11 protein-coding genes are annotated in these 13,405 nt (G+C 64.0%); 2 read left to right on the forward strand and 9 right to left on the reverse strand.

What is annotated here, in order from left to right:
* The 9 genes from dmpG to BLS61_RS15140 form a co-directional block, all read right to left on the reverse strand.
* The coding region (gene dmpG, locus BLS61_RS15100; protein ID WP_090429150.1) for a 4-hydroxy-2-oxovalerate aldolase at positions 1-1,004 on the reverse strand (1,004 nt) is incomplete at its 3' end.
* A 10-nt stretch (positions 1,005-1,014) separates the two neighbouring features.
* Positions 1,015-1,956, reverse strand: a complete 942-nt coding sequence (locus BLS61_RS15105) for an acetaldehyde dehydrogenase (acetylating) (RefSeq protein WP_090432204.1) — start codon at positions 1,954-1,956, stop codon at positions 1,015-1,017.
* A gap of 22 nt (positions 1,957-1,978) precedes the next feature.
* Positions 1,979-2,770, reverse strand: a complete 792-nt coding sequence (locus BLS61_RS15110; protein WP_090432206.1) for a 2-keto-4-pentenoate hydratase — start codon at positions 2,768-2,770, stop codon at positions 1,979-1,981.
* The gene (mhpA, locus tag BLS61_RS15115; RefSeq protein WP_090432207.1) at positions 2,767-4,512 is read right to left on the reverse strand and encodes a bifunctional 3-(3-hydroxy-phenyl)propionate/3-hydroxycinnamic acid hydroxylase MhpA; all 1,746 of its coding nucleotides are present in this window, start codon (positions 4,510-4,512) and stop codon (positions 2,767-2,769) included. Before mhpA ends, BLS61_RS15110 begins: the two co-directional genes overlap by 4 nt.
* Positions 4,509-5,510: a VOC family protein gene (locus BLS61_RS15120; protein WP_208598811.1), complete on the reverse strand. Its 1,002-nt coding sequence runs from the start codon at positions 5,508-5,510 to the stop codon at positions 4,509-4,511. The genes mhpA and BLS61_RS15120 overlap by 4 nt, the downstream gene beginning before the upstream one ends.
* Positions 5,511-5,530: 20 nt before the next feature.
* Positions 5,531-6,400, reverse strand: a complete 870-nt coding sequence (locus tag BLS61_RS15125) for an alpha/beta fold hydrolase (RefSeq protein ID WP_090432209.1) — start codon at positions 6,398-6,400, stop codon at positions 5,531-5,533.
* A 186-nt stretch (positions 6,401-6,586) separates the two neighbouring features.
* On the reverse strand, positions 6,587-7,954 hold the full coding sequence (locus tag BLS61_RS15130; RefSeq protein ID WP_090432211.1) for a DUF1329 domain-containing protein: 1,368 nt from the start codon (positions 7,952-7,954) through the stop codon (positions 6,587-6,589).
* Positions 7,955-7,969: 15 nt separating this feature from the next.
* A complete protein-coding gene (locus BLS61_RS15135) occupies positions 7,970-9,826 on the reverse strand; it encodes a DUF1302 domain-containing protein (RefSeq protein ID WP_090432213.1) in 1,857 nt (618 codons plus the stop codon).
* A 310-nt stretch (positions 9,827-10,136) separates the two neighbouring features.
* A complete protein-coding gene (locus BLS61_RS15140; protein WP_244157961.1) occupies positions 10,137-10,793 on the reverse strand; it encodes a TetR/AcrR family transcriptional regulator in 657 nt (218 codons plus the stop codon).
* A gap of 264 nt (positions 10,794-11,057) precedes the next feature.
* Between BLS61_RS15140 and BLS61_RS15145 the strand changes: the two genes are divergently transcribed.
* Both BLS61_RS15145 and BLS61_RS15150 read left to right on the forward strand, forming a co-directional pair.
* Positions 11,058-12,128, forward strand: coding sequence for an amidohydrolase family protein (locus tag BLS61_RS15145; protein ID WP_090432217.1), 1,071 nt, complete (start codon positions 11,058-11,060; stop codon positions 12,126-12,128).
* Positions 12,129-12,181: 53 nt separating this feature from the next.
* Positions 12,182-13,384 carry an amidohydrolase family protein gene (locus BLS61_RS15150; protein WP_244157962.1) on the forward strand — a complete coding sequence of 401 codons (1,203 nt, stop codon included), beginning with the start codon at positions 12,182-12,184 and terminating at the stop codon, positions 13,382-13,384.
* The last annotated feature ends 21 nt before the right edge of the window (positions 13,385-13,405 follow it).

A 13,405-nucleotide genomic window follows, 5' to 3' on the forward strand; every position in this document is an offset into this window, starting at 1 on the left:
TCCAGCGCCACATCGACGATCATGTCTTCTTGGCCGCCGACCATGCGCCGCTTGCCCAGCTCGACGAGGATGTCGAGGGTCTTCAGGCCGTACTTCTCGGCGGCCACTTCGGCATGACGCAGGAAGCTCGAATAGACGCCGGCGTAACCCAGGCCCAGGGTTTCGCGGTCGACCCGCACCGGGCGGTCCTGCAGCGGCCGGACGATATCGTCGGCGGCGTCCATCAGCCGGTACAGGTCGGTGCCGTGGTTCCAGCCCAGGCGTTCGGCGGCGGCGATGAACACCTCCAGCGGCGCGTTGCCGGCGCCGGCGCCCATGCCGGCCAGGCTGGCGTCGATGCGGTCGCAGCCTTCCTCCACCGCGACGATGGAGTTGGCCACACCAAGCGACAGGTTGTGGTGGGCATGCATGCCTACCTGGGTTTCCGGCTTGAGCACGGCCTTGAAGGCACGCATGCGCTCGCGGATGTCGCGCATGTTCATCGCGCCGCCGGAGTCGGCCATGTAGATGCAGGTCGCGCCGTAGCTCTCCATCAGCTTGCCCTGCTCGGCCAGCTGCTCGGCCGGGATCATGTGGCTCATCATCAGGAAGCCGACAGTGTCCATACCCAGGTTGCGGGCGTATTCGATGTGCTGCTTGGACACATCCGCCTCGGTGCAGTGGGTGGCGATGCGGACGATGCGCGCGCCGGCCTCAAAGGCGTTCTTCAGGTCGTGCACGGTGCCGATGCCGGGCAGCAGCAGGGTGGCGATCTTGGCGTGCTCGATCACGTCCGCCGCCGCCTCGATCCACTCCAGATCGGTGTGGGCAGCGAAGCCGTAGTTGAAGCTGGAGCCCTGCAGGCCGTCGCCGTGGGCCACCTCGATGGAGTCGACCCTGGCCCGGTCGAGGGCGCGGGCGATGTCCTGTACGTTCTGCAGCGAGTACTGGTGGCGGATCGCGTGGCTGCCGTCGCGCAGGGTCACGTCGGAGATATACAGCTTCTTGATCGGGTCGAAGGTCATGGTGCTCTCCTCAGCCTTGGATCATCGACTGCGCCATGCGCTCGGCGGTGGCCAGCGCGGCGGAGGTCATGATGTCGAGGTTGCCGGCGTAGGCCGGCAGGTAATGGGCGGCGCCTTCGACTTCGAGGAACACCGAGGTCTTCAGGCCAGAGAAGTGGCCATGACCAGGAATATTCAACGGCGCGGACTCGGGGATGACGTCGAACTGCACCTGCTGCTTGAGGCGGTAACCCGGTACATAGGCTTCCACGGCGGCGGTCATCTCCTCAATGGAAGCTTCCACCGTGGCCTGGTCTGCGGCTTCCGACAGCACGAACACCGTGTCGCGCATCATCAGCGGCGGTTCGGCCGGATTCATGATGATGATCGCCTTGCCCTTGGCGGCGCCGCCGATCACTTCGATTGCTTTCGACGTGGTCTCGGTGAATTCGTCGATATTGGCGCGGGTGCCGGGGCCGGCGGACTTGCTGGCGATGGAGGCGATGATCTCGGCGTAATGGACCTTGGCCACGCGCGATACCGCCGCCACCATGGGGATGGTGGCCTGGCCGCCGCAGGTGACCATGTTGACGTTGCGCTGCTGCAGGTTCTGCTCCAGGTTGACCACCGGTACGCAGTAGGGGCCGATGGCCGCCGGGGTCAGGTCGATCAGGCGGATGTCCGGCTTGATGCCGCGCAGGAAGGCGTCGTTCTTGACGTGGGCGCCGGCCGAGGTGGCATCGAAGACGAAGTCGATCTCGCTGAAGATCGGCAGGCGGGTCAGGCCTTCGACGCCTTCATGGGTGGTAGCAACGCCCAGGCGTGCGGCGCGGGCCAGGCCGTCGGACGCCGGGTCGATGCCGACCATGGCGCCCATCTCCAGATGCTGCGCATTGCGCAGCACCTTGATCATCAGGTCGGTGCCGATATTGCCGGAACCGACGATGGCGACTTTTAGTTTCTTGCTGCTCATGCAGATTCTCCAGGCCGGCAGTTCAATGGAAGTGGCAGCTGACTTCGCCCAGGCGAGTCAGGCGCAGGTGCAGATGGTCGCCGGCCACTACCGGGGTCATGGGACCGAGCGCGCCGGACAACAGCACGTCGCCGGCCTTCAGCGGGCGGCCGACTTCGGCCATGGTGCGGGCTAGCCACAGGCAGGCATTCAGCGGATTGCCCAGGCAGGCGGCGCCGACGCCGATGGCGGCCTGGGCGCGGTTCTTCTCCAGCAGCATGCCTTCCAGGCGCAGGTCCAGTGCCGACAGCTTGGTCGGTTGCTTGCCCAGTACGTAGAGGGCAGAGGAGGCGTTGTCCGCTACCGTGTCGACCAGGGTGATCTTCCAGTCGACGATGGCGGAGTCGACGATTTCGATGGCCGGCAGCAGGTACTCGACGGCGCTCATCAGTTCGGCCAGGGTGGTGTCGGCATTGGGCAGGTCGCGGCCGAGGACGAAGGCAATTTCGCCCTCGGCCTTGGGCTGGATCAGGCGACTGCAATCGACGGCGCCAGCGTCGGCGACTTCCATATCGGCGAACAGCATGCCGAAGTCCGGCTGGTCGACGCCGAGTTGCTGCTGAACCGCCAGCGAGGTCAGGCCGATCTTGCGCCCGACCAGGCGACGCCCCTGGGCGAGTGCGCTCTGGGTGTTGATCTCCTGCACCGCATAGGCGGCGGACAGGCTGTCGATAGCGAAGCTGGCGGAAATCTGTGGGCAGGGGATTCTGTCCTGGCGCGCCTGCTCCAGAGCGGCGGCGGCCTGCTCCAGTTTGTTCGGGGCGGCGTGGCTCATGCGCTCTTCCTCAACGCGGCGAAATCGACCTGGCCTGCTGCCAGATTGGGCCGCCAGCCGAGCTGGCTTTTCAGTTCGCTCAGTGCCGTTTCCAGCTCCTTGGCCGGGACCAGGGCGAAGACGAACTTATCGGGGCGCACGATGGCGACCAGGTCGCGCCCGCGTCCGGCGCGTCGGAACCAGGCGACCAGATCGCCGTCCGGCTCTTCGACTTCGAGCACTCCGGCCGGCGCATAACGTTGCACCGAGGCGCCCTGAGGGCGCCCGCCGAAGGGGTAGAGCGTGACGTAGCGGGTGTCCAGCGCCGCCAGGAACTTTTGCGATTCGGGGGCGAGTGCGGTCAGCGGATTGTGTTCCAGGCCGATCAGGGCGAAGCCTTCGCCCAACAATTCGTCGAGCAGTACGCGTTTGCCTGTAAAGGTGCGTACCTGAGGTTGCGGCAATAGCGTGCCCTCGACGCCGCGGCGGCCTCTTCTGGGCAGGCCCAGATAGCTGCCGGCCTTGTAGGTCGGGGTGGGCTTGAAACCGCCTTCACGTAGCCACTTGCCGGCCACCGGCGTCGCGTTCAGGGTCTTGACCACGGCGTTGCGCAGCGCCGTCTTGAACGGATTGGACATGGACACGAAGTCCTTCATCATCACCGAGATGTCGATCATTGCCTTGGCATGGTGGTAACGCTCGCGGCCGTAAGTATCGAGCAACTGCTCGGAAGCCTTGCCGCGCAGCACGGCTTCCAGCTTCCAGGCCAGGTTGTAGGCGTCGCGCACGCCGGAGCTCATGCCCTGGCCCATGAACTGTGGGGTCATGTGCGCGGCATCGCCGGCCAGCAGCACACGGCCACGGCGCCACTCCCTGGCGACCAGGGCGTTGAAGGTGTAGACCAGCTTGCGCTTGACCTCGAACTTGTCCGGGTCGACATAGCGACCGACCAGTTCACGGACGGTGGCTGGATCCTCCATGTATTCCTTGCTCTGCCCAGGCATCAGCATGAACTCGAAACGGTGGAAGCGGCCTGGCTGCGGGCAACTGACCGTCGGGCAGCGCGGATCGCAGATGAAGTTGAAGTAAGGAATGTGGCGTAGGGCGTCCTCGCCCTCCTTTTGCTCCAGGTCGACCACCAGCCAGGGCTCGGGGAAGTTCTTACCATCCATGCCGATGCCGAGCGTCTCGCGCACCGTGCTGCGGCCGCCGTCGGCACCGACCAGGTAGCGCGCCTTGAGGGTGACCGGGGCAGGATCTATTTCGAGTTCGACGCGCTGGCCGTCGCCATCGCCGAAGCGGCAGTTCTGCGTGGCCTGATGGGTCAGGCTGACCAGTTCGCCGTCCTGGGTAAAATCCACCAGCTCGCGGCCGCGCAGCACCCGTACCGCCGGATAGCGCGACAGCAGCTCGCTGAGTTTGGTCTCCAGCCAGGGCTGGTAGAGGAAGTTGATCACCGGCCAGCCGAAACTGCGCTTGAGCTGCCAGTAGCGGCCGATCACCCGGCCGTCGGGGAAGGTCCACTGCGCAGGCGTGTCGATCTGCATGTCCGCGGCAAGCTCGGGGGCGACGCTGGCGGCCTGCATCACCCGCATGCATTCGTCGTCGGTATAGACCGCGCGGGCATTGCCGTAGAACACCGGTTCGCGCTCTAGCACCAGCACCGAGAGGCCGCGCTTGCCGAGCAGGTGGGCGAGGGTGGCGCCGGTCGGGCCGAGGCCGGCGATGACCACGTCGACGATTTCGTTGTTATGGTTGTTCATTTCGAATGCCGCTCCTGCAGCGGGGAGTACTCGGGCTTGAGCAGCGAGCGCAGGCCGCGGCCGAAGTTGCCCAGGTTGGTGGTGAGTTGGTTCCAGGCACCCAGCTTTTCGGGCTTGTGTCCCCATAGGCTGATGCCCTGATAGGTGCTGGCCTGCCAGCTGGCTTCCTCAACTTCCAGGGCGTTCCAGCCCAGCTCGATCTCGAAGCCAGACGGGCTGAGCACATAGAACGACTGCTCGCGGTCGTTGGGGTGTTCGCCGATTTCGTGGGCCATCTCGAAGCCCAGCCTGCGGCAGCGTAGGAAGGCCGCAGTAAGCTCCGTCACCGAGGTGGTCAGCAGGTTCATGTGCTGGGCCTTGGTGCGGATCGGGTCGATGGGTAGGCCGCGCACCTGAGCGATGGCGATGGAGTGGTGGCGCGGATTGACCCGGAAGAACTCGATATCCAGGGTCACACCGGCCAGTCGCTCGACGATGCTGTCGCTGTGCCGGGCGTCGAAGATCTCCTGCCAGAAGCGGCGCATGTCCTTGCCGCGGCGACTGGTGATCGCCAGGTGGCCCATACCGGCCTCGCCGGTGATGAATCCTTGGCTAAGCATCTCCAGCGGCTCGTCGCTGGTCAGTGGCTCGACGAATAGCTCGATGGCCAGGCGCTTGGGCCCGATCACCCGCCAGAAGCGCGCGACGCCGCGTTCGGCGGCCTGCGCCACAGTGCTTTCCTGGATGGTGATGCCGCGTGCGTGCAGGCGCTGCAGGGCGATGTTCAGTGTGGCCTGGTCGCGCAGTTGCCAGCCGACGGCGGCGAAGTCTTCCGCCGGACCGCGTTTGACGATGATGCGGCGCTGGTGGCTGTCCATGCGAAACGCCAGACAGTTGCGATCCGCATGCTGCAGATGCAGGCCGATGCCGTCCTTGAGAAAGCTCTGCCAGCGCTCGAGTCGTTGCGACTCGATCAGGGCGTAGCCCATGCTGCTGGCGCCGAAAATGTCCTGGTTCATAGGGCGTGCTCCGTGCTCGTTCAGACCGGCGTGCGACATGCGAGGAAAGCGGCGGTGACGGCGTTGAACTCCTCGGCGCGTTCCCACTGCACCCAGTGGCCGGTCTTGCTGAACAGGTAGAGGTCGCAGTGGGGCATGCGCTTGCACAGTGCCGGGCCGCCGCTGGGGCGGTTGACCTTGTCGTCCGCGCCCCACAGCACCAGGGTCGGCACCCGGCACTGGGCCAGGCGGGCATCGCGGGTAAAGTCCATGCGCAGCGCGGCTTTCAGGCCAGGCGGGCGGCGCAGCGGCGGGGCGGCGACCACTTCTGGGTCGATGCTGGCGCGATAGCGCTCCTCGATCATCGCGTCCGACACCTGGCTGCCGTCGTACACCAGATAGTCGCGGATGAAGCGGGTGATCTTCTCCAGCGTCGGGCCTTCGCCGTTGTAGTAGTCGAGCAACAGATTCAGCCCGGGGGTCGGCAGGCTGCGGGTGGTGTTGATCCCGCCCGGGCCCATCAGCACCAGGGCCGAGACGCGTGCGGGGGCGTCCAGGGCCATGCGCAGGGCGCAGGCACCGCCGAGGGAGTTGCCCACCACATGCGCCGACTCGATCTGCAGCGCATCGAACAGGCCGAGCATGGTTTTCGCCAGGTCGCCGAACGGATCGTTGCGATCCACGCCCTTGGTGGATTGGCCGTAGCCGGGCATGTCCACCACCAGGACGCGGAACTGCTGGGAAAGCGCCGCGATGTTGCGCGAGTAGTTGGATAGCCCGGAGGCGCCGGCGCCGCCACCGTGCAACATCAACAGGGGGTAGCCTTGGCCAATTTCGCTGAGAAAGATCTGCCGGCGGCCAACGGCCACCTTGCGGGAGGTGAGAGCTGGGATGGCTGAGTTGCTGTTCATCGTGCACTCCAGAGGTTCTTATTTGCTGTTCGCTGGAATCTATCAGTGCTCATATATGAGCACAAGTGTTCATTTTTGATGAGTTGATCTCTGCCTGCATGCAGCCAGCGCTCATAAGGTTTAAAAAGCCGCCCCGAAGGGCGGCAAAGGTCTCCGGCAGGCGCCTTCGACCATGGAGTAAGCGGTTTAGCGGATGCCCGCGTTGCGCAGGGCCGCCGGGGTGTATTCGGAGGGCAGCGAGGAGAAACCGAATTCGACGGGCTCCTTCTCCTCGTTACGCATGCCGGAGACGATGTAGCGGCCGTTGATCAGGTCATGCAGCGTCTCTACGCCGAGCCAGGGCACCTGCACGTCGTAGCGCGGCGTCATGTGACCTTCCGCGGTGCGCCACAGGGTGCCGCGGGAGTCGTAGTGTTCGGCCAGGGCGATTTGCCAGGTGTCTTCGTCGATGTAGAAAACGCGCTTGGCGTAGATGTGACGCTGGCCCGGCTTGAGCGTGGCTTCGACCTGCCATACGCGGTGCAGCTCATAGCGCGTGGCTGCAGGATCGAGATGGCCCGCCTTGACGATGTCGGCGTATTTGCGCGTGGGCGAGTCGAGTTCGAAGCTGTTGTAGGGGATATAGATTTCGCGCTTGCCGATCAGCTTCCAGTCGTAGCGTTCCGGTGCGCCGTTGTACATGTCCAGATTGTCCGCTACGCGTTGTCCCTCGGAGGCCGGATAGGGACCGTCATAGGATATCTGTGGGGCGCGGCGAACGCGGCGCTGGCCGGCGTTGTAAATCCAGGCCATGCGCGGCTCCTTGACCTGGTTGAGGGTCTCGTGCACCAGCACGACATCCCCGGCCAGGCGAGCGGGCGCGGTGACCAGTTGCTTGTAGTAGAACAGCACGTTGCCTGGAGCGGCCGGATCGAAGTCCTTGATGCGGTCCCTGAAGGTGAACTGCTGTTTGAAGTAGACCGGCATGAAGGTGCCGTTGGCCAGCGGGGTAGCCTGCACATGGGTGCGTTTGGCGCTACCGCCGCGGTAGCGGGTGATGTGGTTCCACACCACTTCCAGACCGTTCTGCGGTAGTGGGAACGCGACCGCCGTGGAGAAGTCGCTCAAGCCGTTGCCGCCCTGAACGAGACCGGTTTTGACGGCATTCTGCTTGGCCGCCTGGTAGACGAAGTCCGGCATGCTCGCCGTGCGATGGCTCGGGTAGACGGGAATCTGGTAGCTGCCGGCGTAGCGTTCGAGCATTGCCTGCTGGCCCGGCGTCAACCGATCCTGGTACTGCGCGGCGTTCTGCGCGGTAATGGTGAACAGCGGTTTTTCGTCGGCGAAGGGATTGCTGAGGAACCCCTCCTTGCTCAGCGTGCCGGCAGTCGTGGGCAGTCCGCCGGTCCAGGCCGGGATGCTGCCGTCGGCGTTGCCGGCCATTTCGGCACCTATGGGCGTCAGGGTGGTACCCAGCTGCTTGGCTTGGTCTGGGCTGACGGCGCCCCAGGCGACATTGCTGGACAGGGTGTAGGCAAGGGCGAGCGAGCACGCCGAGAGTGTTTTTTTGTGCATGGTCGGTAACTCCACTTAGAACGACACGCCGAAACTGAGGGCTACGAAGTCGCGATCGGCGTTCGCGTTGTAGTCGCCGCCGAAGTAGTCGGTGTAGGCAAGGCTGGCGGTGTAGGTGTTGAGGTAAACGGCATCCAGGCCCAGGCTGATGGCCTTGGAACCTTCATTGAAACCCGGTTCCGGTCCGTATCCGTTGACGTCGTGCGACCAGGCCAGGCTGGGGCGCAACTCGACGCCGGGGATCAGGTTGCTGTACTCCCATATCGCCCGAGCCCGGTAGCCCCAAGCCGTGCTGGTGGTGAAGCCCTCGTTGGTGCAGTACTGCGGGGTGCGGGTATTGATCTGCCCGGTGCAGATGCTGTTGTCTGCCAGTTCGCCCATGCCGAAGGTGGTGCTGCGGCCATAGCGCAGGCCGTCGCCGCCCATGCCGCTGACGTGGACGACGCCGACCTCGCCGACCAGAGTCAGGCGATCCGCGCCCATGACCTGATCGAAGAAATGCGTGGCGGTGACCTGCGCCTGGGTCAGCTCCTTGCGCTGATAGCCCTTGAGCACTGCGCTGTTGCTGGGCGGGAAGTAGCCGGAGGACAGCACCGGCGAGGCATTGGCATCGCCGGCCGCGGCGGAAATGAGGTCGACCGGACTGATCTGAATCGGCATGTTCGGTCGGTAGCTGATTTCGCCGGAGAGGGTGGTGCCGCTCGGCAGGCTGGTGCTGAAACTCAGGCCATAGAGCTGGATGTCCTCGGGGTAGTCGGCAAAGTACTGCGACGTCCCCAGGCGATAGGCCTGCACCAGCGCCTGGCCCTGAGCGCTGCCGAGTACGGCGTTGCATATCGTCGGGTCGTTGATGCCGATATTGGCGCAGGCCTGGCCGGCGAACGCCATGTCGGCCATGTTCGGGCTGCCGATACCGCTGATGAATGGCATGCGGCTGTGGTAATTGACGAAGTAGGCAGCGAACTCGCTGTTGAGCTGCGGCGCGAACCAGCGCAGCGCCGCGCCCCATTGGCCGGCGTCGCGGGCATCGTTGTCGCCTGCTCGCGGGATGCGGATGCCTTCGCTCGTCAGGTCGACGCCGAAGGGCGCCAGCGCGGCCTGGGCCAGGGGATTCTGATCCAGGGCGGGACCGGCGACCAAGCCGGTGCAACCGTCGGCGATGGCATCGTTGGGTGCGAAGAAGGTGCCGCAGTTGTCGATGACGGTCTGGTCCCATTCCAACTGGTAGAACAGCTCGGCGGTCAGATCGTCGGTGAGGTTCTGCGACAGGTAGAACATGTTGACCGGGATCAAGCCCTCCTTGAGCTCCGAGCCGGGGCGCCGCAATGCCGCGATGTCCACCGGGTTGATGCTGTTGATCCCGCCTTGGATGAAGGTGCTCTCGCCCCAGCTAACCACCTGCTTGCCCAGCCTGACGGTACCCGGCAGATCGGCGACGCTGTAGTTGTGATAGGCGAAGGCGTCGAGCAGTTGCACGCCGCTGGACTGGGCACCGGTCTTGCGGTTGTGGTCGTCGATGTCCTTGAACAGTCGGCTCTCGTCCTTCAGCTCGAAGTCGTACCAGTACTTGCCGCGCAGGAAGACGCCCGACTCGCCATGGCTCAGTTGCAGGTCATGGATGCCCTTGAAGATCTTCGAGAAGGTTTCGCCCTTTTTGAAATTGCGCCGGCCGTCGTCGGTGACGGGGCTTCCCAGCAGATCCGAGGCGGGGTTTCTCAGGGCCCAGCTGGCGCCAACCGAGAGGGTGGAATCGAACTGCCCATCGATCTCGCCGATGGAGAAGTCGATGGCCTGGGCCGATGTGGAAAACAGCGCTGCAAGGCTCACTGCGCACGCCAGGCGCGCTGGCTGCGACGGGGGATGCTTGAACATCTTGGTTACCTCTTTTGTTTTTGTTCTGCGACGCCGGCCATTTTTCGGGATGAGCCAACCCGTACAGGTCATCGAGTGCTCGATGAGGTCCGTATTGCGGTGTTCGGGTATCGATGTGCGGGGGCGGGCAGCGCCCCGGTCTGCTATTGCCCGGCGCTTGCGTTAGCCGCTATCGGGCGGGCAGTGCGCGTTCCAGGTTGTTAGGGCATGCCTGGCAAAGGTTTCGGTCATCGGTTGTCCGCCTTTTTCGGGCATGACTATGCCCTGCATGCCGTCAGGCACGCTCGACAACGTCAGCTTGCGGTTGTGTTCAGTCCAGGCTGGGCAACGTCGGCAAAGGCTCGGTCGCAAAAGCCCGGGCCTCATCCGGCGGCACGCCCAGGGCGCGCAGCACCAGTTCGGCGGTATCGGCGCCGGCATCGCGCCAGGTCTTGTGCCCCTGCAGTACCAGTGAAATCGCGATCAGCACGGACCCTGCAATCATGCCGATCACCGACATCAGCTGTTCCTGGCGAAAGCTGTAGCGCTGGCTGGCGAGGCCGGCCAGCACGTCGCGTACCGGGGGGCCGTCCCAGAGTTTTTGCATCGACACATGCGAGGCGGAGTAGCGCACCAGAAAGCTGCCCCAGTGGGGTTCCTCATGGGCGCGGCGAATGTAGAAGCGAATCCCGTTGGCCAAACGCTGGGCTGGATCCAGATCCGGGGCGGCGCTTTTGCCGACGCGCTCGTTCATCTCTTCAGCCAGCTCGCTGGCCACGGTTTCGAACAGAGAATCGATGGACTCGAGGTTCTTGTAGATGGTGTTGCGAGCCAGGCCGGCAGTCTGGGCCAGCTCGCTGATGTTGACGTCGGCAATCTGCTTTTCGGCGAAAAGCTTGATGGCGGCGGCATGGATGCGTCTCTGAATAGCGCTCACGGTCTGAACCCTGGATTGAGGCGAATGGCTAGAGTGAACATCAGTGCTCACTGGAAATCAACATGGTTCATTGATTAAATTTTCGCTGAACCATCCATGCCCTCTAGCGGGCCGCTCTGAACCGGGGTTCTTGCCATTTATCAGACGCTCTTGGCGTCACCACGTCGGCGTTCTCGGCTAGAAAGCGCGGAATCTATCCTTGATATTTGTGAACAATGCTGTTCATCATAGGGCTGTTGTGTATTTTCTAGGTCTTCACGCTGCGGCCGCCGGCCAGTCGTGTCATTCAACGTCGCCATCGAGGTGAGAACGCTCATGTCCATCCAGCAAGGGCGCATAGACGTCCATCACCACGTCATCCCGCCTGCCTTCGTCGAGACCATGCACGGCAAGGGCATCCACAAGGTCGCGGGGGCGCCGCTGCCAACCTGGAATGCGGAAAAATCCATCGCCGTTATGGACGACAACGGCATCCAGACGGCGATCACCTCGCTTTCGGCGCCGGGGGTGCATTTTGGCGACGGTGTTGCCCAGGCGGTGGAGCTTGCGCGTCGTTGCAACGAATTCTCCGCGGAAATGGGCGCCCGGTATCCGGGGCGCTTCGGCTCCTTCGCCGTACTGCCGATGCCCTTCACCGAGGCGGCTTGCGCTGAAGCCATCCATGCGCTGGATGTCCTCAAGGCCGATGGCGTGGTGTTGCTGGGCAGTACCGACGGCTATTTTCTCGGCAATGCCAGATTCGATGAGCTGATGAGCGAACTGGATCGCCGTCAGGCCACCGTTTTCGTCCATCCCAACCTGCATGCCAGCAGCGAAAACATCGGCCTGAACATGCCGGGTTTTCTCATCGAGTTCCTCTGCGATACCACCCGCGCGGCGGTCAACCTGATCCTCAGCGGCACATTGGAGCAATATCCCAACATTCGCTGGATTCTGGCGCATGCCGGCGGTTTTCTGCCCTTCGTCGCCGGTCGCGTGGCTGGTGCCGAGATTCCAGGGCTAAACGCCAAGGCGCCGAAGGGGGTGATGCACTACATCCGCCGTTTCTACTTCGATACGGCGCTTTCGCCCTCGCGTTACTCCATGGCGGCGCTTCGCGAGCTGGTCGAGCCGACGCACATTCTTTTCGGCAGCGACTTCCCCTTTGCCCCTGCGCCCATCACCGCGCTGCAGTGCCGCACGCTGGACGCGTCGGATCTATTCGCCGAGCCGACCCAGTACGGGATTGCCCGTGGGCATGCACTCGAGCTCTTCCCCCATTACCGCCTGCCGGACGAGCGTGTGACGGCGCTGCCGGTCTTCGAGAACGAATCGCTGTCCAGCCGGGTGCGGCGAGCCATGACCGGCCCCATGGCCTCCCTGGGCGAAAGTATGCGCAATCGCTGAGCCGGTTGCTGCAGGGCAGTGCATTCAAGACATTCCAAGAATATGAGGTGCTCATGAATCGTCGTAAGTTCGTGGTGGGGGCAGGGGCGCTGATTGGTGCCGGAGTACTCGCTTCAGGTATGCGTTCCGAATCGGACAGCGCACCGAGCGGCTGGGCCGAGCGCGGCGAAGACAGCTTGGCGTCCGCGGGGGCAGGTGCGGCGGCAGGTAAGATCGACGTGCATCGCCATATCGTCACGCCGGCGATGCAGACGTTGTTGGGGCGACGCAATCTCGACACCCTCGCAGGCGTTGCACTACCGGGGTGGTCGCCCGAGGCCTTCATGGCGTCGTTGCAGGCCGACGCGGTGCACACCGCGATCACCTCGGCCGTACTACCTGGCATTCACTGCGATGTCGGAGAGCTGGCGCAGTTTTCGCGCAGCAGCAACGAGTACAGCCGCTCGCTCGCCGACCGCTATCCGGGGCGCATCGGCTTCTTCGCCCACCTGCCGCTGCCTTACACCGAGCAGGCTTGTGCCGAGGCCGTTTATGCGCTCGACACCCTGGCGGCCGATGGCGTGGTGCTGATGGCCAGCAACGCGGGCAAGTTTCTCGGCGACCCGGAGTTCGACGAGCTCATGCATGAGCTCAATTCGCGCAGTGCCGTGGTGTTCGTGCACCCCAATATCCCGCCGTCGACCGATCAACTGGGACTGAACACACCGCTCAGTGTGCTGGAGTACCCCTGCGACCTCACCCGTGCAGGCCTCAACCTGATCCTTTCCGGCACCATGGAGCGTTTCCACAAGATTCGCTGGATCCTGGCCCATGCCGGCGGCTTTCTCCCCTATGTCGCCTGGCGGGTGTCGCTGGCCAATGCCATGCCCGAGTACGGCGAGACCGCCACCCAGGGCGTGCTCACCTATCTGCGACGCTTCTACTTGGATACGGCGACCTCCGTTTCACGTTCCTCGATGGCCACGCTGCAGGAACTGGTCGAGCCCTCGCGCCTGTTGTTCGGCAGCGATTCGCCCTTTGCCCCCGAGCAGCAGACCCAACGACAGATGGCCGAGCTGGTGCAGGCGGGATTCTGGAGGGCAGGGCTGGCACTGCAGGTCCAGCGCAGCAATGCGCTGAGCCTTTTCCCGCGCTACAGGCAGGATGGCGAACGAGTGGCGGTTGCCCCAGTATTCGAACAGGAGTCGGTGGTCGGTCAAGCTAAGCGGCAGATACTCACTCCAGTACGTTCGCTGGCGCAGAAGCTGAGAGAGTAATCGCTAAGGTCCTTCCTGCGA

This window comes from Ectopseudomonas guguanensis (genome assembly GCF_900104265.1).
GTDB classification, from domain to species: Bacteria; Pseudomonadota; Gammaproteobacteria; order Pseudomonadales; family Pseudomonadaceae; genus Aquipseudomonas; species Aquipseudomonas guguanensis.